Source organism: Flavobacterium saliperosum (assembly GCF_900100625.1).
Lineage (GTDB): Bacteria > Bacteroidota > Bacteroidia > Flavobacteriales > Flavobacteriaceae > Flavobacterium > Flavobacterium saliperosum.
This window is the reverse complement of sequence record NZ_FMTY01000001.1, coordinates 502,610-525,081: the sequence shown is the minus strand read 5'-3', so window position 1 is coordinate 525,081 and position 22,472 is coordinate 502,610. Positions and strand designations below refer to the sequence as shown.

Below are 22,472 nucleotides of genomic sequence, written 5' to 3'. Positions count from 1 at the left end.
AATATGTCAGCAGTAGGACACGATTTAAGTCACGATCACGGACACGATCACGAACACCACCACAAGGATACTTTCATTACTAAATACATCTTTAGTATTGATCATAAGATGATTGCAAAACAATACTTGATTACTGGTTTAATCATGGGTATTGTTGGGGTTGCGATGTCGTTGTTATTCCGTATGCAAATCGCTTGGCCGGAAGAATCTTTCGGAATCTTTAAGTTTCTTTTAGGTGAAAAATTTGCTCCTGGAGGAGTAATGCGTAATGATATTTATCTTGCGTTAGTTACGATTCACGGTACCATCATGGTATTCTTCGTATTAACAGCAGGTTTAAGTGGAACTTTCAGTAACTTGTTGATACCATTACAAATCGGAGCCCGTGATATGGCATCCGGTTTCATGAACATGATTTCATATTGGATGTTTTTCATCTCTACCGTAATCATGTTGTGCTCTTTATTTGTTGAATCAGGACCGGCTTCGGCAGGATGGACAATTTATCCGCCGTTAAGCGCCTTGCCTCAGGCAATTCCGGGTTCAGGAACAGGTATGACGCTATGGTTAGTGTCTATGGCTATTTTCATCGCTTCGTCTTTGATGGGTTCATTGAACTACGTCGTAACGGTTATCAACCTGAGAACAAAAGGAATGTCCATGACAAGATTGCCATTAACAATCTGGGCGTTCTTCGTAACGGCAATTATCGGTATCGTTTCGTTCCCGGTTTTATTGTCTGCTGCTTTATTGTTAATTTTCGATAGAAGTTTCGGTACGTCGTTCTTCTTATCCGATATCTTTATTTCAGGTGAAGTTTTACATTACCAAGGGGGGTCACCAGTATTGTTCGAACACTTGTTCTGGTTCTTAGGACACCCTGAAGTTTACATCGTATTGTTACCTGCATTAGGTATCACCTCTGAAATTATTGCAACCAATTCCCGTAAACCAATTTTTGGTTACCGTGCGATGATTGCATCTATTTTAGCAATTGCTTTCTTATCGACGATTGTTTGGGGTCACCACATGTTTATCTCTGGTATGAACCCATTCCTAGGATCGGTATTTACATTTACAACCTTATTGATTGCGATTCCTTCAGCGGTAAAAGCATTCAACTATATTACAACATTATGGAAAGGTAACCTACAGTTAAACCCTGCAATGTTGTTCTCTATCGGATTGGTGTCTACCTTCATCACTGGAGGTTTAACGGGAATCATTCTTGGAGACTCTACTTTGGATATCAACGTTCACGATACGTATTTCGTAGTGGCACACTTCCACTTGGTAATGGGTATCTCTGCACTTTACGGATTCTTCGCGGGTGTTTACCACTGGTTCCCTAAAATGTTCGGAAGAATGATGAATAAAAACTTAGGTTACATTCACTTCTGGGTGACTGCAGTTTGTGCTTACGGAGTTTTCTTTCCAATGCACTTCATCGGTATGGCTGGTTTACCAAGACGTTATTACACAAACACCGCATTCCCGTTATTCGACGATTTAGCCGATGTTAACGTATTGATTACCGTATTCGCTTTAGTGGGTGCCGCTTTCCAATTAGTGTTTATCTGGAATTTCTTCTACAGTATTTTCTACGGTAAGAGAGCACCGATGAACCCTTGGAGATCAAATACATTGGAATGGACCGCTCCTGTAGAACACATGCATGGCAACTGGCCGGGTGAAATCCCTCACGTATACCGTTGGCCTTACGATTACAGTAAGCCGGGTCATGACGAGGACTTCGTTCCGCAAACCGTTCCATATAAAGACGGCGAAGAACAACTTCATCACTAAGATTATAAATTCACATAGAAGAAGCCTTTCCTTTTGGAGAGGCTTTTTTGTAACTTTTTTTAAATGCGTACAATTTTTCTTTCCGTTTCCCTTTTTTTGATTGATGGCGCGGTCGTTATTGCTCAGCCTTTAAGTGGTAACAAGGTGGTGTTGGTTTTTGATGGATATGTTAAAAGCCCCTCTGGAATGGAGAGTGATATCTACTATTCCAAAGCGAATGATTTCAGAAACCATTTTATTTGTCCGAAGAGTACTAATGACACTTTAGTTATCAATGGTATTGAAAGCACAGTGGTGCTGACTCATGTCTTTAGTTTAGGTGCGAATTATATCTACGAGTTTCATAAGGGGGACACGGTTAAGTTGGATTATAAAAACGGGTTGCCCAGAGTTTCGTTATCCAATAAGAGACCTGTTTTAAAACATGATCTCAATTTTGAAGACGATTTCAAAGCCATCAAACGACCATCGGAACCATCGGTTTTTAGATTGGATAACAAAAGACCGCGTTCTAAGGAAGAAAATCTGATGTATGAAAAAGAATTGAACGATTATTTTGTAGCCAGAGATGAAAAACTCGACGTATTGTTTCATGAAAAGTTACTTTCGTCAACTATTTATACGATCCACAAAGCAAGAAATAAGTTCTTGAAAATCAATCTGAGCAAAGCGAATTATTCCTTTGGTACAGTGCCTGAATCTGATTTAGCTCTCGATAATTTATTGCCGGTAAAAACATATAAATACTTTCTTGAGAATTATATTATCGGAAAGTACAAAGTGGGAAAAGTGAATGATTTTGATTATGATTTCAAACAGGCCTTTGATGCTGCTCTGTCGGATAGTAAACTTTCGTATAAGACAAAGGAATATCTCTTGTTTCTGTTTCTGAATAATATAGCCAATTCCAAAGATAAAGAGCTATTGCCAGTATACTTCGAAAAGTTTCAAGCGTTCGAAAACGGAAACGAACTGAGTCAATGGATTAAGGATAGCTATTTGCTCGACTTAAATGTGCTTAAGAAAGAAGAAAAGGAAGTACTTCTTTTAGACTCCATGAAGAGAAAAACATCTCTCAAGGAATTCGTTGCCAAACACAAAGGAAAAGTGGTTTATGTGGATTTTTGGGCAAGCTGGTGTGCGCCTTGCCGGGCCTCCTTTCCATATTCTCTTAAGCTGCAGCAAGAGTTGAAAGGAAATGATGTCGTTTTTCTGTTTATTTCTACCGATGATAATTTTGACATCTGGATGAAAGCGACTACTAAAGAGAACCTTTCAGAGTCAAGTAGTTTTTATCTGATCAATCCAAAGGCTTCCGAATTCATCCGAAAGATAAAGCTGAATTCCATTCCAAGGTATATGCTGTTTGATAAAGAAGGTAAACTTGTTAATGCAGATGCATCCGGACCAAAGGAAGTCAAGTGTAAAGCTGAAATAGTACAACTTTTAAACAGATAGCAGCAACCAACCAAAATTGTGCGTAAATTTGATTATTAACATAAATATTTTAAGATATGAAAACTGAAAATAGATTGTTTTTGAAATCAATTCTTATTCTTACCACTTTACTTTTTGTAGGCTGGGGTTTAAAAAATAAGACAGAAATCGATAATACGAAAAGCATTGTTGTGTTGGTCAAATATAAAACGCAACCTTCAAAAGAGAATGAAACGATTTTAGCTTTAATTAGCTTAATAGAAAATGTTAAGAAAGAACCTCACTTCGTAAATATTAAGCTTCATATTGATCCAAAAGACAGAACTAATATTCTACTTTACGAACAATGGAATGACGAGTTATATTATAATTCAAAACATATGCAGACAAATCATCTGCAAAAATTTATTGGAGATTCAAAAAACTTCCTGGCAGGACCGCCAGAAATATCCTTTTGGAAAGTTGAAAAAGAGTTTAAGTAAATTTGCCAGCGGCTATCAACGGTTGTATCCCATGATGGGGCTTGGGATTTTTTGGGAAAGTTTGTGCTCGCACTTCTTATATAAAAATTCACGTTTTTCTTTCACTCTTTTCGATATATTTGTGAAGTTCCGTGAGCGGGAAACCGCCAAAGCATTAAGCCGGGGGACTATAGATGAATAGATGAATGAATGAAATCAATTTGCCCAATAGCTTAATCGAACTAAAAGAACTCCTGTTCGACAAATGTGGCTTTGTGCTTCGAAATTCATTCCCGGAAAAGGAAAGTGTCGATTACAACGCCCACCAATTTCAACTGAATAACTGGAATGTAGTATTCCGAACCGCTAAAATAACACCAACCAAAATCGGTCAGTTTGTTACCTTATGGAAACGAATCGGAAGCGGCCCAATTCAGCCCTTTGATTTTTCGGATGCGGTGGATCTTTTTGTGGTCAATGTGGAAACCGACAATGGATTGGGACAGTTTGTGTTTCCAAAGGAGGTGCTTTTGAAGCAGGGGGTCCTTACGTCTGAACTAAAAGTTGGAAAACGGGCGATTCGGGTCTATCCGCCTTGGGATGTAACGCTCAGCAAGCAGGCTCAAAAAACACAGCGGTGGCAATTGCAGTACTTCTTGAATCTTCCTTGCGATGGTTCGGTAGATGTCAGTCGTGCCCAATCTTTATATGGTGCTAACGAATAAAAAAACCCGCAACATCTTGCTGCGGGTTTTTTGTCTTATAGTGAGTGCTTATTGCTCTTTTCCTTTGGTTAAATAATAGACCGGAATACCCGCCAGCATAATCAATACGCCCCAGCCACAAGTGGAGAACTTGGTGATTAAAAGGGAAATGCTGATTGCCGAAGCCACCACGATATAAAATAAGGGCAGGTAAGGATAGCCAAACGCTTTGTACGGTCGTTCCGCATCGGGTTGTTTTTTGCGTAGTATAAAGATGCCGTAAATGGTCAGGATGTAAAAAATCAATACGATGATAACCACGAAGTCCAAAAGGTCACCATACTTCCCGGTAAGGCATAATGCCGAAGCCCAAACGCACTGCGCCCAAAGTGCCCAAGCCGGAACGCTGAATTCGTTCAGATGCGCCGCTTTCTTGAAGAATAAGCCATCTTTTGCCATCGTATAGTATACGCGTGCTCCCGCCATAATCAGTCCGTTGTTGCAGGCAAAAGTGGAAATCATAATCATGACCGCAATTATCAGGGTGCCGATGTTGCCGAAGATGTTATTCGCCGCTACTACCGCCACCCGGTCGGATTTGGCAAAAGCAATATCTTCCAAAGGCACCACAGCCACATACATCACATTAGCCAAAACATAAATAATCGTTACGATAAAGGTCCCCAAAAACAAACTCAGCCCCACATTACGTTGCGGATTTTTAATCTCGCCGGCAATAAAGGTAACGCCGTTCCAGGCATCACTCGAAAACAAAGAGCCTACCATCGCTGCGGAAATTCCGGTAATCAAAGCCGTTCCTGAAATAGGTAACCACGTTCCGGTTTCAGCATTAAAGGTTTTCGTAGCCCAAACGTCCGTCCAGTTCGCATTCCAGATTTCCGCTTTGGCTCCTAATGTCAAACCGAAAACAATCAGTCCAACCAGCGAAGCAATTTTAATAATCGTCAAAACCGTTTGCAGCATTTTGCTGTTTTTCACCCCACGACTGTTGATATACGTTAAAAGAATAATCGTAAAAATGGAAACAAACTGTGCCGCATTCAATTTAAAGGAACCGATTTCATACAAGATATTTTCATCACTTACAAAAGGAACCAGATAGGCGGCGAATTTCGAAAAAGCAACACCAACGGCTGCTATCGTACCGGTTTGAATCACGCCGAAGAAACTCCATCCGTATAAAAACGCGATTAATTTGTTATAAGCTTCTTTCAAATAAACATATTGTCCTCCGGCTTTGGGGAACATGGCACTCAATTCGCCATAACTCACCGCGGCTATAATCGTAATCAGTCCGGACAACAGCCAGATCAGTAATAACCAGGCAGTCGAGCCCACTTGTCGGGCAATATCGGCACTTACAATAAAAATTCCGGAGCCAATCATGGAACCCACCACCAGCATGGTGCCGTCCAATAATCCCAATTCCCGTTTTAAATGTTGGTTTTCGTCTTGCATATAATTTGTGTTAAATCTTGCTAAAGATATAAAAACATAACTTTTTACTGCTACTTTTTTTGTAACTTTCATAAAGCTAAATTCTTACGATTATGGATAGTGAAAAAGAATACACCAACGGTGAAATTACTGTGGTTTGGAAACAGCATTTGTGTGAGCATTCCGGAAATTGCGTGCGTGGTTTGCCGGAAGTGTTCCGTCCCAAAGTGCAACCGTGGATCAATGTTCGCGGAGCCAGTTCGGATGCCATGACGGAACAGGTAAAAAAATGCCCTTCGGGAGCCTTATCGTTTTACTATAATAAAGACAAAAATGCATGATTTTCACGATGCGCTGTTCCGAGTGAATGCAGAAAAGAAACGATTTGAGCTCGAGTTGGAGAATCATACCGCTTTCGCTGAATACATAATGAATAACGACAATATCGTTTTTGTAACCCATACGGAAGTGCCTTCGGAATTGGAAGGTAAGGGTGTGGGTTCCCGATTGATTTCGCTTGCACTCACCTGGATAAAAGAAAAAGGCTATACACTGGCGCCACTTTGTCCATTCACGGCGGCGTATGTCAAAAGACATCCGGAATGGAAGGAAATTCTTGCCTCGGGTTATCACGTTTGATTTTCAGTTTATAATCTGCCGACTGAACACTGTAATCTGATTACTTTCTTTCTATCTTTGCTCCATGAATGAAAATCTGAATCCTAACAAAGAGCGTTTTACACCTCAGGAAGTCGATATTGAAAAAGCATTACGTCCGTTAAGTTTCGACGATTTTACGGGGCAGGATCAGGTATTGGAAAACCTGAAAGTGTTCGTGGAAGCGGCCAATCAGCGTGGCGAAGCTTTAGATCATGCCCTTTTTCACGGACCTCCGGGATTGGGGAAAACCACGTTGGCCAATATTTTAGCGAATGAATTGGGCGTGGGAATCAAAATCACATCCGGACCCGTGTTGGATAAACCCGGCGATTTAGCAGGTTTGTTAACCAATTTGGAAGAGCGTGACGTTTTATTCATCGACGAAATCCATCGTTTGAGTCCCATTGTGGAGGAATACCTGTATTCGGCCATGGAGGATTTCAAGATTGACATCATGATTGAAAGCGGTCCCAATGCCCGAACGGTACAGTTAAACCTGAATCCGTTTACCTTGGTGGGCGCGACAACCCGTTCAGGATTGTTGACAGCACCCATGCGCGCGCGTTTCGGAATCCAAAGCCGCTTGCAATATTACAATACCGAATTGTTAACGACCATCGTGCAACGAAGTTCCTCGATTTTAAATGTGCCGATTTCCATGGAAGCCGCGATTGAAATTGCAGGCCGTAGCCGAGGAACACCACGTATCGCCAATGCACTTTTACGCCGTGTTCGTGATTTCGCGCAAATCAAAGGGAACGGGAAAATCGACATCGAAATTGCCCGATTCGCTCTGAAAGCTTTGCACGTAGACGCTCACGGTCTGGACGAAATGGATAACAAGATTCTAACCACTATTATCGATAAATTCAAAGGCGGCCCTGTAGGTTTAACCACTTTGGCAACCGCTGTTTCCGAAAGTGGCGAAACCATCGAGGAAGTCTACGAGCCGTTCTTAATTCAGGAAGGGTTCATCATGCGCACGCCAAGAGGAAGGGAAGCGACAGAGAAAGCCTACAAGCATCTCGGGAAAATCAAAACGAATATTCAGGGCGGACTCTTTTAGGGCATTCCCCTTTGGGTCGGGCTTTCGCACTCGCTTTTTTTAGTTCCGCAAGCTCCACTAAAAAAGAGCTCAGACAATTGCTCTATCCCTAATGCAACCAGTACAAGAAGATCTGCGAAAATCTGTGAAATCTGCGGTAGAGGATTTTTTTAAGTAGTACAAACAAACATGGTAAACCAACAATCAAAATACACCCAAATGATTAAATCCGAAGCCCAGCGCCTCGGGTTTTTGTCTTGTGGTATTTCGAAAGCCGGATTTTTGGAAGAAGAAGCCCCGCGATTGGAACATTGGCTAAAGCAAAACTACCACGGGGAAATGAGTTTTATGGAAAGTTATTTCGACAAGCGTTTGGATCCTACATTACTTGTGGAGGATTCCAAAAGTGTGATTTCACTATTGCTGAATTATTACCCACCTGAACTACAAACCGAAGGGACTTATAAGATTTCAAAATACGCTTATGGTAAGGATTATCATAATGTGATTAAGAAAAAAGTAAAAAAACTACTCAATTATATCAAAGCCGAAATCGGGGAGGTTTCCGGCAGGGCTTTTGTAGATTTTGCCCCCGTAATGGACAAAGCCTGGGCGGCTAAAAGCGGTTTGGGCTGGATAGGCAAGAACAGTAATCTGCTTACGCAAAAAGTCGGTTCTTTTTATTTTATCGCCGAGCTAATTGTGGATTTGGAATTGGATTACGACCACGCCACCACCGATCATTGTGGTTCGTGTACGGCCTGTCTCGATGCCTGTCCCACCGAAGCCATTGTCGCACCCTATGTGGTTGATGGCAGTAAGTGCATCTCTTATTATACGATTGAGTTGCAGGACAATCTTCCGACAGAGATGAAGGGAAAGTTCGACGATTGGATGTTCGGTTGCGATGTGTGCCAGGATGTGTGTCCCTGGAACAAATTCTCAAAAGCACATAGCGAGCCACTCTTTACACCCTATCCCGAATTGCTTTCCTATACTAAAAAAGACTGGGAAGAAATTACGCAGGAAACCTTTGAAAAAGTGTTCACAAATTCCCCTTTAAAACGGGCTAAAATAACCGGTCTGAAACGCAACATTGATTTCCTGAAATAATCATGTTTTTTTTCGGTTTCGGAAGCGTTCGACCATGAATTTCGAAAAGTAATAGGCCAGTAAAGCCATAAATCCACTAACCAGGAAGGATCCGATTAAAATACTCAAACCCGTGTCGGCCAGATTTTCCTTCCAGTTGTCAATGTCAAAAGCAATGGGGTTGTTTAAAATCAGTGCGCCGACTTTGTAATTAAGATACATGAAAAACGGACTGGTAAACGGATTGGAAATAACACTCGCAGCTACGGCAATCGCCAAATTGAATTTGAGTAGTCGGCTTAAGACCAAAACAATCGGTGTGCCGAAACCAAAAGTCGGAAACACACTTATAAAGGTTCCAATGGCGGCACCCCAGGCAATTTCAGCGGTACTGTTTCTGGAATTGGCAATTTTCCAAAAGAAGGCAACTACATCTTTCCATTTCATTTCAGGATACTTTTTAGAAAACGGTTGTAAGGCAAATACGTGAGCAGGATTTCGAAAAAACGCACAATGTAATAGGAAACCCATTGCTTAAAACGGGTCAGAACGTTGTTTTGGGTTCGAAACGATTCGGAAGTGATGGGAGTGCATTGTGAAATAATCGTTTCCAGATGCTTTTGATAGTTTTCCGCAAACGGCTTCGAATCGATTCCCGCATTCATTTCAATACTGGCATAGGAACTCAAATGGTTCAAATTGAAGGAGCCGATGGTAGTCCACTTTTGATCCACAACTGCCGTTTTTCCATGTAAAATGGACTGGTTCCATTCGTAGAGTTCGATGTTGTTCCGCAATAAAAACGCATAGTAGTAATTGATGGCTTCCTTTACCAGCGGAACGTCCGACACTCCCGAAAGAATAAGCCGGATGCGTACTTTTTTTTGTGCCGCTTTTTCAAGTGCTTTGGTCAGTTTTTTTCCGGGTAAAAAGTATCCGCAAACAATAATGATTTCGTTTTGAGCGGTATAAATGGATTTGATGTAGGTTTTCTGAATTTCGCTTTTACGACGGAGCCAATCGTTTTGGAGCAGGGTTGTAGTCGTCGGATTATTCGGTTCGTCCGATACGGTTTTTTCAAAAAAACGTTTTCTCTTTTTGAAGAAATAGTAATGGCAAATGGATTTCGCGTGGCGAGCGGTTGTCTCATCATGAATCAGAACGGCATAATCCAACCAGGGCGCTTCAGATGGAGTGCCTTCATATTTTTTGGCAATATTGATGCCGCCAATTAAAACGGTTTGGGTATCAATCACTACAATTTTATGGTGCAGCCGTCTTCCGAAATAAAAGGAATTGGAGGATAATAACGGAGAAAAAAAGCGAAATTGAATGCCGGACGACTTAATATCGTCAACAAATTTATCCGACAAAGCCCGCGATCCCAGCCCATCCAATAAAAGATACACCGTTACGTTTCTTGAAACCGCTTTTTTGAGTGCGTTACTTATTTTGGTGCCGGTAGCGTCCTCTTCCAGGATGTAGGTCTGCAAATGAATTTCAGATCTCGCATCAGCAATTAATGCTTCAAGACGGTCAAAAAAATCGCTTCCGCCGTGAACCAGTGAAACTTTCTCAGTTATTGCGTTTGATGGAGTGTCTCTTTTCATTTTTACCTTTCGGAAGTTAATCGGCGTTGTGTCAAAAGTAAGGCAACCATCAATTTAGCAATAATTTGTAAGATGAGCAATACTTTTTTGTTATTTCCGGGTTTTCCGGAATCTTTTGAGTTGAAAAACCGTGTAAAAACCTGTAAATAAAATAGTAATTAATTGGTAATTAGATAATAAGAAAAGTTTTTCAAAGAATACGACTAAAAATTTCAATTATTCTGTACATCCTTTTATCTTTGTTAGTTAGTAAATAAACAAACCATGCACAAAGACAGTAAAAGAAGAGAAGCTTTATTATACCACGCAAAACCCACTCCGGGTAAAATCCAGGTTGTTCCTACTAAAAAATATGCCACACAAAGAGATTTGGCTTTAGCCTATTCTCCCGGAGTTGCAGAGCCTTGTTTAGAAATCCAAAAAGACGTTAACAACGTTTATAAATATACCGCAAAAGGAAATTTAGTAGCCGTAATTTCAAATGGTACTGCGGTTTTAGGGTTGGGCGATATTGGTCCCGAAGCCTCAAAACCGGTAATGGAAGGAAAAGGACTTTTGTTTAAAATTTTCGCGGATATTGATGTGTTTGATATTGAAGTCGATACCAAAGACGTAGAGAAATTCATTGAAACGGTAAAAAACATTGCGCCCACTTTTGGAGGAATCAACTTAGAAGATATCAAAGCGCCGGAATCGTTTGAAATCGAAAGACGTTTGGTGGAAGAACTGAATATTCCGGTAATGCACGACGACCAACACGGAACCGCCATTATTTCTTCAGCCGCTTTACTGAACGCAGTAGAGTTGGCCGGAAAGAAAATGAAAGACGTGAAAATGGTGATTTCCGGAGCCGGTTCGGCAGCAATTGCCTGTGCGAACCTGTATGTTTCTTTCGGGGTGAAACCGGAGAATATCGTGATGTTCAACAGTAAAGGGGCATTGCGAAAAAACGATCCTAAAATTTCGGAAATGCAACGCGCCTATGCTACCGATAAACATTTCGACGGACTTCAGGACGCGATGAAAGGCGCTGATGTTTTCATCGGACTGTCTTCCGGAGATATTGTAACTCCAGAAATGTTATTGGGAATGGCCGATAACCCGATTGTTTTTGCCATGGCGAATCCAACTCCGGAAATCAAATACGACTTGGCGATTGCAACGAGAAAAGACATTATCATGGCAACCGGTCGTTCCGATCATCCTAATCAGGTGAACAACGTACTGGGTTTCCCGTTTATTTTCCGTGGAGCGCTTGACGTTCGTGCGACAAAAATTAACGAAGAAATGAAGAAAGCGGCGGTTATTGCCCTGGCCAACTTAGCGAAAGCTTCGGTGCCAGAACAGGTAAACATCGCTTACGGAGAAACAAAACTGACTTTCGGTCGGGATTATATTATTCCGAAACCGTTCGATCCGCGTTTAATTGCCGAAGTGCCGCCAGCTGTTGCCAAAGCAGCCATGGAATCGGGAGTGGCGCTTTCTCCGATAACGGATTGGGACAAGTACCGCGATGAATTGTTAGAGCGAATGGGCTCCGACAATAAAATGGTCCGTTTGCTGATTAACCGTGCGAAAACCGATCCGAAAAAAGTGATTTTCGCGGAAGCCGATCATCTGGATGTGCTGAAAGCCGCCCAAATTGTGATGGAAGAGGGTATCGGAACCCCCATTTTGTTAGGTAATAAAGAAACTATCATCGAACTTAAAAACGAAATCGGTTTTGACGAAGATGTAATAATCATAGATCCGAAAACGAAAGAAGAAGAAGAAAGAAGAAATCGTTTTGCCAATGCGTATTGGGAGTCGAGAAGAAGACGTGGTACGTCGTTATTGGATGCGCAAAAATGGATGCGCGAGCGAAACTATTTTGCTGCCATGATGGTGAATGAAGGGGAAGCCGATGCTTTGGTTACCGGATTTTCCAGAAGTTATCCAACAGTAGTAAAACCGATGTTGGAGTTAATTCCGAAACAACAGGGCGTGACCCGAATTGCAACCACTAACATGATGATGACCAAACGCGGTCCCATCTTTTTAGCGGATACGGCCATCAACCCGAATCCTTCGGCGGAAGATTTGGCACGAATTGCACTAATGGCGGCGAAAACCGTTCGCATGTTCGGAATGGAACCGGTAATAGCCATGGTTTCGTTTTCGAATTTCGGTTCCTCATCCGATGAAAGCGCGGTGAAAATAAGAAAGGCTGTGAACATCCTTCACGAACACCACCCGGATTTAATCGTCGACGGTGAAATCCAAACCGATTTCGCGCTGAACCAGGAAATGTTGGCCAGCAAATTCCCGTTCTCAAAATTGGCAAACAAAAAAGTAAATACCCTGGTGTTTCCTAATCTGGATGCGGCCAATATCACCTACAAGATGCTGAAGGAACTGAACAAGGTCATGTCCATCGGTCCGATTATGATGGGAATGGACAAACCGGTTCACATTTTTCAGTTGGGTGCCAGCGTAGAGGAAATGGTAAACATGGCTGCTGTGGCGGTTGTGGACGCACAGGAAAAAGAAAAGAGACTTAAACAGGCTTTAAAAAAATAACCGAAATGAATCTTTTATCCGATAAATCGGAACTTCATCTGTTCTGATTATCAGGGTAAAAGATTTTTCTTATTTTTGGTCAATGAATTTATACGTATGATAGCACATATTCAGGGAAAATTAGTGGAAAAAACACCAACCGAAGTTGTAATTGACTGCAACGGGGTGGGGTATCAGGTTAATATTTCTTTGCACACCTTTTCTTTACTGCCCAATTCGGACCATCTGAAATTATATACTTTTCTTCAGATTAAAGAAGATGCGCATACGTTGTTCGGTTTTGTGGAAAAAGCTGAAAGGGAACTTTTCAAATTGTTGTTGTCGGTTTCCGGAGTGGGAGCCAGTACGGCAAGAACCATGCTGTCTTCCATTGCACCGCAACAGATTATTCAGGCCATTGCGTCCGGTGATGTTGTGACGGTTCAGTCCATAAAAGGAATCGGAGCAAAAACGGCACAACGCATCATACTGGATTTAAAAGATAAAGTGCTGAAAATATACAATTTGGAAGAAGTATCCTTTTCGCAAAGCAATACAAATAAAGATGAAGCGTTATCTGCTTTGGAAGTTTTAGGTTTTGCACGAAAAGCGGCGGAAAAAGTGGTCGATAAAATCGTGAAAGAGAATATTGACGCTTCCGTAGAATCGATTATTAAACAAGCTTTAAAAAACCTTTAGTCCTTTGAAAACGCAATACCTTAAAGACTTTTTCAAGATAAATAAATTTGGCTTAACCCTTTTGTTGGTGCTTTTTGGGGTTTCCGTTCAGGCTCAGGTAGATGAAGAGGAGCAGGATTCGGTTAAGACAGGTGTTGATTTGGGTCAACTTCAATTGGCCAATCCCCAAAGTATTACGGAAGCCTACACCTATGATCCGAATACGGACCGTTATATTTATACCAAAACCTTTGACGGATTCAATATCAATTACCCCATTATTTTAACGCCTAAAGAATACGAAGAGCTTTTAACCCGTGAATCCATGCGGGATTATTTCCAAAAGAAACTCGACGCCATTGACGGGAAAAAAGAAGGCGCTGAAGAGGCTAAAAAAGATTTATTACCACGTTATTATGTTAATTCTGGCTTGTTTGAAACCATTTTCGGAGGCAATACCATCGACGTGAAACCAACCGGTTCCGTTGAAATGGATTTGGGAATCCGCTTCACAAAACAGGATAATCCCTCCTTCTCACCGAGAAACCGAAAAAGTCTTACCTTCGATTTCGATCAGCGAATCAGTTTGAGTTTGCAGGGGAAAGTCGGAACACGACTGATGGTCAATGCCAATTATGATACGCAATCCACGTTCGCATTTCAGAATTTAATCAAATTAGAATACACGCCAACCGAAGACGACATCATCAAGAAAATTGAAGTAGGAAACGTGAGTTTTCCATTAAACAGTTCGCTGATTCGTGGCGCACAGAGTTTATTCGGTGCAAAAATGCAGTTACAGTTTGGAAAGACAACCATAACCGGAGTTTTCTCGGAACAGAAATCGCAGACCAAATCTGTAACCGCTCAAGGCGGAGGAACATTGCAGGATTTCGAATTGTTCGCCTTGGACTACGATAACGACAGACACTATTTCCTTTCGCAATATTTCCGTAACAAATACGACGATGCCTTAAAAACCTATCCGATTATTAGCAGTCGGGCACAAATTACGCGTATTGAGGTTTGGATTACCAACAAGCAAAACCGTATCAATACGACCGACAATAACTTAAGGAATATCATTGCCTTACAGGATTTGGGAGAAGGACAATTGACGGATTCGCAAGGGGTGGATATTACCGCTACAACTGTTGGGGTTCACAATCAGGGAGTGCCCAATTTTTATAACGGATCCCAGTTTAATGATCCGTCTGACAACAGCAACAACCTTTTTGATCCGGCACGTATCGCAACCGCCAACGGATTACTTAATCCGGCCATACGGGATGTGGCAACCGCAAGCAACGGATTCAATGCGCCGGTTGCTGCGGTAGAAGGTAAAGATTATACCAAATTGGAAAATGCCAGAAAATTGTCGCCAAACGATTATACCTACCACCCGCAATTGGGATATATTTCCCTGAATCAGCGATTGGCGAATGATGAAGTCTTGGCCGTGGCCTATCAGTATACCATAGGGGACGAAATTTATCAAGTGGGTGAATTCGGAACCGACGGGGTGGATGCCACCGATGTGAGTTCCGGAATTCCTACAACACAGAGTCTGATATTGAAAATGCTGAAAAGCAATCTGAACAATATCGATCAGCCGGTGTGGAATCTAATGATGAAAAACATTTATCAGATTCCGGGCGCCTATCAGTTATCTCAGGAAGATTTCCGTTTCAATATTGTGTATACCGATCCGTCACCACTGAATTATATTAATCCGGCTCCTGCCGGAGGGATAACCCAACCGGCTATTCCGCTTCCGACTGATAATCCATTAACGGCCAATATTGATGAAGCCGTAGCGGAGACGCCGCTTTTAAGGGTGTTCAATGTGGACAAGCTTAATTATACCAATGACCCGCAAGTGGGAGGAGACGGCTTCTTTGATTTTATTCCGGGTATGACGGTTGATCCACAAAACGGACGTATTATTTTCACTACCGTGGAGCCTTTCGGAAAACATTTGTTTGATAAACTAAAAAGTTCGCCGACATCAACCGAAAACTATAATGGAGATCCTACTCTTGGTTCCGATTATAATGCGAATCAGCGAAAATACGTTTTCCGAAATTTATATCAGAAAACACAGGCTTTGGCGCTTCAGGACAGTGAGAAAAACAAATTTCAGTTAAAAGGGAAATTCAAATCCACCGGAGGAGATGGTATTTCAATCGGCGCCTTCAATGTTCCGCAAGGATCTGTGGTGGTGTCTGCCGGCGGTAGGGTTTTGGTAGAAGGGGTGGATTACACCGTAGATTACCAAAGAGGCCGTGTGCAGATTTTAGATCCGTCCCTGTCGACCACACCTATTGAGGTTTCTGTTGAAAACAACTCGGTTTTCGGACAACAGACAAGACGTTTTTACGGCTTGAACGTGGAACATAAATTTAGTGATAAATTCCAATTGTCGGGATCATTCCTTAGGATGTCTGAAAAACCGTTTACCCAAAAATCAAATTACGGTCAGGAATCCGTTAATAATACCATAGTGGGAGTGAATGGTAATTTCTCTACGGAAGTACCTTTCTTTACCCGAATGGTGAATAAATTGCCAAATCTTGATACGGACGTGCCTTCCAACCTGTCTTTCAGAGGGGAATTTGCCTATTTAATGCCCGGTAATTCCAAAAACGACCGATTTAACGGGGAGTCAACCGTATATATCGATGATTTTGAAGGGTCGCAATCCACCATCGACATGAGAGCGCCTCAGGCCTGGTCGTTGGCCAGTACTCCTTTGGAAGGGAGTTTGGACGGAGTGGCAGGGGAATCAACACCGCCTTCAGATGATTTGTCCGTTGGATTCAAAAGAGCAAAATTGTCATGGTATACGGTAGATCCAATATTCTATGTCGATTCACAACGACCGGACGGCATCTCGGAAGCCGACTTGCGTTCCAACCGGGTGCGAAGAATATACAGCGAAGAATTATATCCGAACACCGATATCGCTCAAGGACAAACCACGGTAATAAGCACCCTGGATTTGACCTATTATCCGGGAGAAAGAGGGCCTTACAATTTCAGCGGTCTGGCGAATCCTGCCACAAATGCCTTGGCAAACCCGTCGGATAACTGGGGAGGAATCATGCGATCCATAAACTCAACGAATTTCGAACAGTCAAATGTGGAATACATCCAGTTTTGGATGATGGACCCGTTTTACGGTCAAAACCCAGACGATACAACACCAGTTACCAACACGGGTAAATTAACCATTAACTTAGGTGAAATTTCGGAAGACATCCTTAACGACGGAAGAAAATTATACGAGAACGGATTGCCGGAAGTAGGTTCTACATTACCGACTTACACGACAAACTGGGGTAAAATTCCTGCCGCCCAATCGTTAATTTATGCTTTTGATTCGGATGAAGGCAATCGTGCGGTTCAGGATTTAGGGTTTAATGGACTTAATGATGCCGAAGAAGCGGCAAAACATCCGACATTCGCGTCCAGTCCGGATCCTGCTGCCGACAATTATCAATATTATCTCAATACCAGTGGAAATGTAATTGAGCGCTATAAAAACTACAATGGCGTAGAAGGAAATTCACCCGTGTCCTTGTCGGATACCAACAGAGGTTCCTCTACTTTGCCTGACGTGGAAGATATCAATCGTGACAACACGATGAATACCATTAACGCATATTATAAGTTTGAAATCCCGATTGAACCCAATCCGGTTGTGGGACAGAATTATGTGGTAGACACGCGAGTTAATGATGCCGTGCCTATTGCTAACGGAACCACAAAAGTGAGATGGGTATTGTATAAGATTCCTATTTTGGAAGCCACGGCAGCAAATACGGTAGGTTCCATTTCCGATTTCCGTTCTATACGCTTCATGAGAATGTTTCTTTCGGAATTTGATGAAGAGTTAACCCTTCGTTTCGGCTCGTTGGATTTGGTTCGCGGCGAATGGAGACGTTACCTGTCGTCTATGGATGCCGAAACGGATAACAGTAATGACAATACCGGTTTCGATGTTACCGCTTTAAATATTCAGGAAAACGGAAGCAGAAGCCCAATTCCTTACGTAATGCCTCCGGGCGTGGAAAGGGAACAACTGAACAATAACAACTCCATTATCAATCAGAATGAACAATCGCTTTCGCTGCGAGTGTACAGTAAAGATGGAGCCGCATCGGGAGGATTGGAAGAAAAAGATGCGCGTGCGGTGTTTAAGAATGTTAGCGTGGACATGCGTCAATTTAAAAAACTGAGAATGTTTTTACATGCGGAATCTGCGGATGATACGGATCTTCTTCTTGATGATGAGATGGTGGCTTTCCTGAGATTCGGTAATGATTTTACGCAAAATTTCTATCAGATTGAAATCCCTCTTAAAGTTACCGGTGCCGGTGCTAGATCCGCCGAAGAGATTTGGCCTTCCGAAAATGAAATTGAATTGCCGCTGGAATTGCTGACGAAATTGAAAGTCATGGCCTTGCAGGGAACACTTCCTCCGGATAGTGATTTGACCGATGGTATTCAGTTTGTGGATGAAACCTTTTTAGGCTCTTCGTCCGATAAACTTACTTTGGGGATTAAAGGAAATCCTAATTTCGGATTGGTAAGAACCATTATGGTGGGTCTTAAAAATAAAAACACCGCTTCACCAATTAAAGGAGAGGTGTGGTTTAATGAACTTCGTATGTCGGATATGGACAACAAAGGCGGTTGGGCAGCTGTAGCCAATATGGATACGAATTTTGCTGATTTTGCCAATGTGTCGGCAACCGGAAGAAAATCAACCATTGGTTTTGGAGGTCTGGAAGAAGGTCCGAATGAGCGCAGTCGTGAAGATGTGTTCCAGTACAACGTGGTTTCCAATGTAAATGTAGGGAAACTGTTGCCTAAAAAATGGGGTATCACTGTTCCGTTTAACTACGCTGTTGGAGAAGAAACGATCACGCCGAAATTTGATCCTTTTTATCAGGATATCGAATTGGAGCAATTGTTAGATGTTACCGAAGACGAGGCAGAAAAAAGAAATATAAAAAACCGCGCCATAGATTATACGAAACGCACCAGTATTAACTTCATTGGGGTAAAGAAAGAGCGTGCGCCGGAACAGAAGCAACGTTTTTATGATCCTGAAAACCTAACGCTGTCACACTCGTTTAACGAAATGGAACACCATGATTTTCAGATTGAAAACCTAGTGGATCAACAGGTCAAATCATCGGCGGATTATGCTTTCGCTTTCAAACCAAAATCGGTGGAGCCCTTCAAGAATACCAAATTCATGAAGAAAAGTACGTATTGGAAGTTGTTAAGCGATTTCAATTTTAACTATTTGCCAACAACCATTGCTTTTTCCAGCAACATCCTGCGTCAGTATAACAGACAGCAGTTCCGTCAGGTGGAAGTCGAAGGTATCGGCCTGGACCCGTTGTACAGAAGAAATTATTTGTTCAATTATAACTACGGTTTCAATTTTAATCTGACTAAAGCGTTACGTTTCAATTATACGGTGGCAACCAATAATATTGTACGTAACTATTTTGATGAAAACAAACGACCAATTGATGAACTGACGATTTGGGATGACTACTTCAATATCGGAGAAGCGAACATGCATACCCAGCAATTGGTGGTGAATTACGATTTGCCGATTAACAAAATTCCGGCGCTGAGTTTTGTGAAATCCGTGTATTCCTATACCAGCGATTACAGCTGGCAGCGTTCTTCGGACGCCATGTCTTCCATTGAGTACAGAGGAGTTGAGTTTTCTTTGGGGAATACGATACAGAATGCGGGTTCTCACAAGCTGAATACCACATTCAATATGGATCTTTTGTATCGTTATATCGGATTAACCAATAAAGCAAAAAAACAACCTGTCGCACCCGTGAAACCGGCAACACCGAAACCGGGACAGAAATTAGCGCCAAAGCCTACAAACAATACCAATGAAAGAGGGTTGCTGGCCGAAAGGATGATTGGATTGGCTACCGCATTAAAAACGCTTCAGGTGAATTATACGCAAAATGAAGGAACAATGCTTCCGGGTTACCTGCAAAGAGTGGGCTTTCTGGGGACTTCAAAACCTACGGTTGGTTTTGTTTTGGGTAGTCAGGCAGATGTGCGTTATGAAGCCGCTAAGAACGGTTGGTTAACCTATTATCCGGAATTCAATCAGAATTTCACTCAGGTTAAAAACAAAACACTGAACATTACAGGACAGTTGGAACTCTTCCCAGATTTTAAAATTGATCTTACGGCCGACAGGGTCTTGAGTGAAAATTACTCGGAGCAATACGATGTTTCCGGAGATGGGCAGTACAATCCGCGTTCGCCCTACAATTATGGTAATTATTCGATGTCAACGGTGTTGATTAAAACGGCGTTCAGTCAAAGCGACGAAAATATGTCGGATGCTTTCAATGAATTCAGGGAGAATCGTTTGAAAATAGCTAACCGACTGGCAATCGGAAGGGGTATTGATATTAATGATCCTACAAACATCGATGCGGATGGGTATCCGAAAGGGTACGGTAAAAACAGTCAGGCGGTTTTACTTCCTGCGTTCTATGCCGCCTACACCGGTACCGATGCGTCCAACGTAAAAACCGGTCCGTTCCGCGATGTGCCTATTCCAAACTGGAATATCAAATATACCGGATTAATGCGTTACCAGTGGTTTAAAGATACCTTCAAACGTTTCTCATTGCAACATGGATACCGCGCATCGTATACGATTAATTCCTTCCGTTCGAATTTCGAGTATGACAACGACCCGAATCCGAATGTCAGTTCGGGTACCGTGAATTTCCCTGTAAAAACGATTATTTCAAACGTGAATTTAGTAGAGCAGTTTAACCCGTTGGTGCGTCTGGATTTTGAAATGAAAAACTCATTCAAGATTTTAGCCGAAATGAAACGGGATCGCGCCCTGTCATTGAGTTTTGACAATAATTTATTGACGGAAGTCAAAGGAAATGAATACATCATCGGTCTTGGGTATCGTGTAAAAGATGTCACGTTTAGCAGCATGCTTGCCGAAGATCCTTCCGGAGTCATCAAAAGTGATTTAAACTTTAAAGCCGATGTGTCTTTCCGAAACAACAAAACGATTGTGCGTTATCTTGATTATGAAAACAATCAGCTGGGTGGCGGACAAAACATCTGGTCGATTAAATTCACAACGGATTATTCCTTCAGTAAAAACCTGACAGCCATTTTCTATTACGATCATTCGTTCTCAAAAGCCGTTATTTCAACCACCTTCCCAATAACAAATATCCGTTCGGGATTAACCTTGCGATATAACTTTGGAAATTAAGGAAAAAACATTTTATAGTTACCCCGAATAAATATACATTTGTCGAATAAAAAATAAACACAATGAACATACCAGCTAATTTAAAGTACACAAAAGACCATGAATGGGTAAGCCTTGATGGCGATATTGCAACTGTAGGAATTACAGATTTTGCTCAAAAAGAACTTGGAGATATTGTTTATGTTGAAGTGGAAACATTAGACCAGACTTTGGCAAAAGATGAAGTTTTCGGAACAGTGGAAGCCGTGAAAACCGTTTCCGATTTGTTTTTACCGCTTTCTGGTGAGATTGTTGAGTTTAACGAGGAACTGGAAACTACTCCGGAAGCTGTGAATTCCGATCCGTACGGAGCTGGTTGGATGGTGAAAGTGAAAATTTCTGACGTTTCGGAAATCGAAGGATTGTTATCTGATGCGGCTTATAAAGAATTGATTGGAGCATAAGAAGAATTTTCTTTTAGCGATTCTCTGGACGCTCGGTATCACCATCGCCTGTTTGGTAAGTATTGGTGATGTACCCAAAGTATCCATTATCGGTCAGGACAAGTCGGTGCATTCGTTTTTCTATTTTGTTTTTTCCATCTTGTGGTTTTTGTTTTTAACTAAAGAAATGCCAGAGTGGAGTTTTGCCCGGAAAGCGATTCTTGTTGTGCTGTCCGCATTGGTTTACGGAGCCGTCATTGAGGTTTGTCAGGAACAGTTTACCGCTTCCAGAAAAGCCGATTTGTTTGATATCTTGGCCAACGTAACCGGTAGTGTTATAGCAATTATAGTGTTGTTTGTTGCCGAAAAAATCAGAAAGAGAAACACAATTAAAAATACTATCAAATAAATCTCCCACTTCGGTGGGATTTTTTTATTTTTATGCCATGGATATACGACACTATTTAGATTCAACCTATTTGAAAACAGCAGCGCAGGCCGGTTTAACCAAAGCTGAAAATACTGCTGTTGTGAAAGGTTTTGTTCAGGAAGCCATTGATGAAAAGTTCAAACTCATCATGATTCGTCCCGATATGGTGGCGATGGCAAAAGAAATGATTACAGCGGCCAATTCCAAAGTGACCATAGGAACCGTTATAGATTTTCCCGACGGTAACGGTTTGCTTGAAGATAAATTGAAAGAAGCGGCACAAGCCATCGAGGATGGTGCCGATGATTTGGATTATGTGGTGGATTATGAAGCGTTCAAAAGAGGGGAAACCGAATTGGTAAAAAAACAGGTTTTCGAGGGAACACGTTTGGGACTTCTACACGGCAAAATCGTAAAGTGGATTATTGAAGTCGCCGCATTGAACGACCATCAGATTGTTCAGTTATCCGCTTTGATAAAAAATGTGGTAATGGCCAACTTTAAAGAAGACCAATACGCGAATGTTTTTGTGAAATCGTCTACCGGTTTTTATAAAACGCAGGACGGATTACCTAACGGGGCAACCGTACCGGCAATAAAATTAATGATTGAAAACTCTTTTCCACTTCCGGTAAAAGCTGCCGGTGGTGTGCGAACGTATGATGAAGCCCTTGAAATGATTGCTTTAGGCGTTAAACGAATTGGAACTTCATCAGCTAAGGCAATTGCCAATGGGGGAGTTTCCAAAAATGAATACTAAATGAAGCGAACGGACATGCGAATATGAATTGTGTATGTTTTTTTCAATCATTAATAAAGCAATAA

At 41.8% G+C, this 22,472-nt stretch carries 17 protein-coding genes; 14 read left to right on the top strand and 3 right to left on the bottom strand.

What is annotated here, in order from left to right; translation table 11 throughout:
- Positions 1 to 3: 3 nt before the first annotated feature.
- From BLQ05_RS02485 to BLQ05_RS02470, 4 genes are all read left to right on the top strand, one after another.
- The gene (locus tag BLQ05_RS02485) at positions 4 to 1,806 is read left to right on the top strand and encodes a cytochrome c oxidase subunit I (RefSeq protein ID WP_023575551.1); all 1,803 of its coding nucleotides are present in this window, start codon (positions 4 to 6) and stop codon (positions 1,804 to 1,806) included.
- A 63-nt stretch (positions 1,807 to 1,869) separates the two neighbouring features.
- Positions 1,870 to 3,264, top strand: a complete 1,395-nt coding sequence (locus BLQ05_RS02480) for a TlpA family protein disulfide reductase (protein WP_035653939.1) — start codon at positions 1,870 to 1,872, stop codon at positions 3,262 to 3,264.
- Positions 3,265 to 3,320: 56 nt separating this feature from the next.
- Positions 3,321 to 3,725: a putative quinol monooxygenase gene (locus BLQ05_RS02475; RefSeq protein WP_023575549.1), complete on the top strand. Its 405-nt coding sequence runs from the start codon at positions 3,321 to 3,323 to the stop codon at positions 3,723 to 3,725.
- A gap of 185 nt (positions 3,726 to 3,910) precedes the next feature.
- Positions 3,911 to 4,429, top strand: coding sequence for a MepB family protein (locus BLQ05_RS02470; protein ID WP_023575548.1), 519 nt, complete (start codon positions 3,911 to 3,913; stop codon positions 4,427 to 4,429).
- A 48-nt stretch (positions 4,430 to 4,477) separates the two neighbouring features.
- On the opposite strand, the gene BLQ05_RS02465 is transcribed toward BLQ05_RS02470, so the two are convergent.
- Positions 4,478 to 5,887 (bottom strand): APC family permease, encoded by a 1,410-nt coding sequence (locus BLQ05_RS02465; RefSeq protein WP_023575547.1) that lies wholly within the window; start codon positions 5,885 to 5,887, stop codon positions 4,478 to 4,480.
- 92 nt (positions 5,888 to 5,979) lie between these two features.
- On the opposite strand from BLQ05_RS02465, the gene BLQ05_RS02460 reads away from it, so the two are divergent.
- From BLQ05_RS02460 to queG, 4 genes are all read left to right on the top strand, one after another.
- On the top strand, positions 5,980 to 6,207 hold the full coding sequence (locus BLQ05_RS02460; RefSeq protein ID WP_023575546.1) for a (4Fe-4S)-binding protein: 228 nt from the start codon (positions 5,980 to 5,982) through the stop codon (positions 6,205 to 6,207).
- The gene (locus BLQ05_RS02455) at positions 6,200 to 6,505 is read left to right on the top strand and encodes a GNAT family N-acetyltransferase (RefSeq protein ID WP_035653937.1); all 306 of its coding nucleotides are present in this window, start codon (positions 6,200 to 6,202) and stop codon (positions 6,503 to 6,505) included. The genes BLQ05_RS02460 and BLQ05_RS02455 overlap by 8 nt, the downstream gene beginning before the upstream one ends.
- A 64-nt stretch (positions 6,506 to 6,569) precedes the next feature.
- Entirely contained in the window at positions 6,570 to 7,592 is a 1,023-nt protein-coding gene (gene ruvB / locus BLQ05_RS02450; protein ID WP_023575544.1) for a Holliday junction branch migration DNA helicase RuvB, read from the top strand.
- 168 nt (positions 7,593 to 7,760) lie between these two features.
- Positions 7,761 to 8,684, top strand: a complete 924-nt coding sequence (gene queG, locus BLQ05_RS02445; protein WP_023575543.1) for a tRNA epoxyqueuosine(34) reductase QueG — start codon at positions 7,761 to 7,763, stop codon at positions 8,682 to 8,684.
- Here queG and BLQ05_RS02440 read toward each other — a convergent pair whose 3' ends face one another.
- Together BLQ05_RS02440 and BLQ05_RS02435 are read right to left on the bottom strand one after the other, a co-directional pair.
- Positions 8,685 to 9,110: a DUF2062 domain-containing protein gene (locus tag BLQ05_RS02440; protein ID WP_051365717.1), complete on the bottom strand. Its 426-nt coding sequence runs from the start codon at positions 9,108 to 9,110 to the stop codon at positions 8,685 to 8,687. It abuts the gene before it with no gap.
- Positions 9,107 to 10,273, bottom strand: coding sequence for a phospholipase D-like domain-containing protein (locus BLQ05_RS02435; RefSeq protein WP_023575541.1), 1,167 nt, complete (start codon positions 10,271 to 10,273; stop codon positions 9,107 to 9,109). Before BLQ05_RS02435 ends, BLQ05_RS02440 begins: the two co-directional genes overlap by 4 nt.
- A 264-nt stretch (positions 10,274 to 10,537) precedes the next feature.
- Here BLQ05_RS02435 and BLQ05_RS02430 point away from each other — a divergent pair, with 264 nt between their 5' ends.
- The 6 genes from BLQ05_RS02430 to deoC all read left to right on the top strand — a co-directional run bounded on the left by BLQ05_RS02430 (position 10,538) and on the right by deoC (position 22,407).
- The gene (locus BLQ05_RS02430; RefSeq protein ID WP_023575539.1) at positions 10,538 to 12,832 is read left to right on the top strand and encodes an NADP-dependent malic enzyme; all 2,295 of its coding nucleotides are present in this window, start codon (positions 10,538 to 10,540) and stop codon (positions 12,830 to 12,832) included.
- Positions 12,833 to 12,928: 96 nt separating this feature from the next.
- The gene (gene ruvA / locus BLQ05_RS02425; protein WP_023575538.1) at positions 12,929 to 13,510 is read left to right on the top strand and encodes a Holliday junction branch migration protein RuvA; all 582 of its coding nucleotides are present in this window, start codon (positions 12,929 to 12,931) and stop codon (positions 13,508 to 13,510) included.
- Positions 13,511 to 13,547: 37 nt separating this feature from the next.
- Positions 13,548 to 20,795, top strand: coding sequence for a T9SS outer membrane translocon Sov/SprA (gene sov, locus BLQ05_RS02420; RefSeq protein WP_035654069.1), 7,248 nt, complete (start codon positions 13,548 to 13,550; stop codon positions 20,793 to 20,795).
- A gap of 62 nt (positions 20,796 to 20,857) precedes the next feature.
- Positions 20,858 to 21,238, top strand: a complete 381-nt coding sequence (gcvH, locus tag BLQ05_RS02415; RefSeq protein ID WP_023575536.1) for a glycine cleavage system protein GcvH — start codon at positions 20,858 to 20,860, stop codon at positions 21,236 to 21,238.
- Positions 21,228 to 21,626, top strand: coding sequence for a VanZ family protein (locus BLQ05_RS02410; protein ID WP_051365716.1), 399 nt, complete (start codon positions 21,228 to 21,230; stop codon positions 21,624 to 21,626). The genes gcvH and BLQ05_RS02410 overlap by 11 nt, the downstream gene beginning before the upstream one ends.
- A 37-nt stretch (positions 21,627 to 21,663) precedes the next feature.
- Positions 21,664 to 22,407, top strand: coding sequence for a deoxyribose-phosphate aldolase (gene deoC, locus BLQ05_RS02405; protein ID WP_035653935.1), 744 nt, complete (start codon positions 21,664 to 21,666; stop codon positions 22,405 to 22,407).
- The last annotated feature ends 65 nt before the right edge of the window (positions 22,408 to 22,472 follow it).

Excerpts from the sequence above, each read along its gene's own strand:
- BLQ05_RS02485 (WP_023575551.1), top strand. The coding sequence starts at position 4 with ATGTCAGCAGTAGGACACGATTTAAGTCACGATCACGGACACGATCAC.
- BLQ05_RS02480 (WP_035653939.1), top strand. The coding sequence starts at position 1,870 with ATGCGTACAATTTTTCTTTCCGTTTCCCTTTTTTTGATTGATGGCGCG.
- BLQ05_RS02475 (WP_023575549.1), top strand. The coding sequence starts at position 3,321 with ATGAAAACTGAAAATAGATTGTTTTTGAAATCAATTCTTATTCTTACC.
- BLQ05_RS02470 (WP_023575548.1), top strand. The coding sequence starts at position 3,911 with ATGAATGAAATCAATTTGCCCAATAGCTTAATCGAACTAAAAGAACTC.
- BLQ05_RS02465 (WP_023575547.1), bottom strand. The coding sequence starts at position 5,887 with ATGCAAGACGAAAACCAACATTTAAAACGGGAATTGGGATTATTGGAC.
- BLQ05_RS02460 (WP_023575546.1), top strand. The coding sequence starts at position 5,980 with ATGGATAGTGAAAAAGAATACACCAACGGTGAAATTACTGTGGTTTGG.
- BLQ05_RS02455 (WP_035653937.1), top strand. The coding sequence starts at position 6,200 with ATGCATGATTTTCACGATGCGCTGTTCCGAGTGAATGCAGAAAAGAAA.
- ruvB (WP_023575544.1), top strand. The coding sequence starts at position 6,570 with ATGAATGAAAATCTGAATCCTAACAAAGAGCGTTTTACACCTCAGGAA.
- queG (WP_023575543.1), top strand. The coding sequence starts at position 7,761 with ATGGTAAACCAACAATCAAAATACACCCAAATGATTAAATCCGAAGCC.
- BLQ05_RS02440 (WP_051365717.1), bottom strand. The coding sequence starts at position 9,110 with ATGAAATGGAAAGATGTAGTTGCCTTCTTTTGGAAAATTGCCAATTCC.
- BLQ05_RS02435 (WP_023575541.1), bottom strand. The coding sequence starts at position 10,273 with ATGAAAAGAGACACTCCATCAAACGCAATAACTGAGAAAGTTTCACTG.
- BLQ05_RS02430 (WP_023575539.1), top strand. The coding sequence starts at position 10,538 with ATGCACAAAGACAGTAAAAGAAGAGAAGCTTTATTATACCACGCAAAA.
- ruvA (WP_023575538.1), top strand. The coding sequence starts at position 12,929 with ATGATAGCACATATTCAGGGAAAATTAGTGGAAAAAACACCAACCGAA.
- gcvH (WP_023575536.1), top strand. The coding sequence starts at position 20,858 with ATGAACATACCAGCTAATTTAAAGTACACAAAAGACCATGAATGGGTA.
- deoC (WP_035653935.1), top strand. The coding sequence starts at position 21,664 with ATGGATATACGACACTATTTAGATTCAACCTATTTGAAAACAGCAGCG.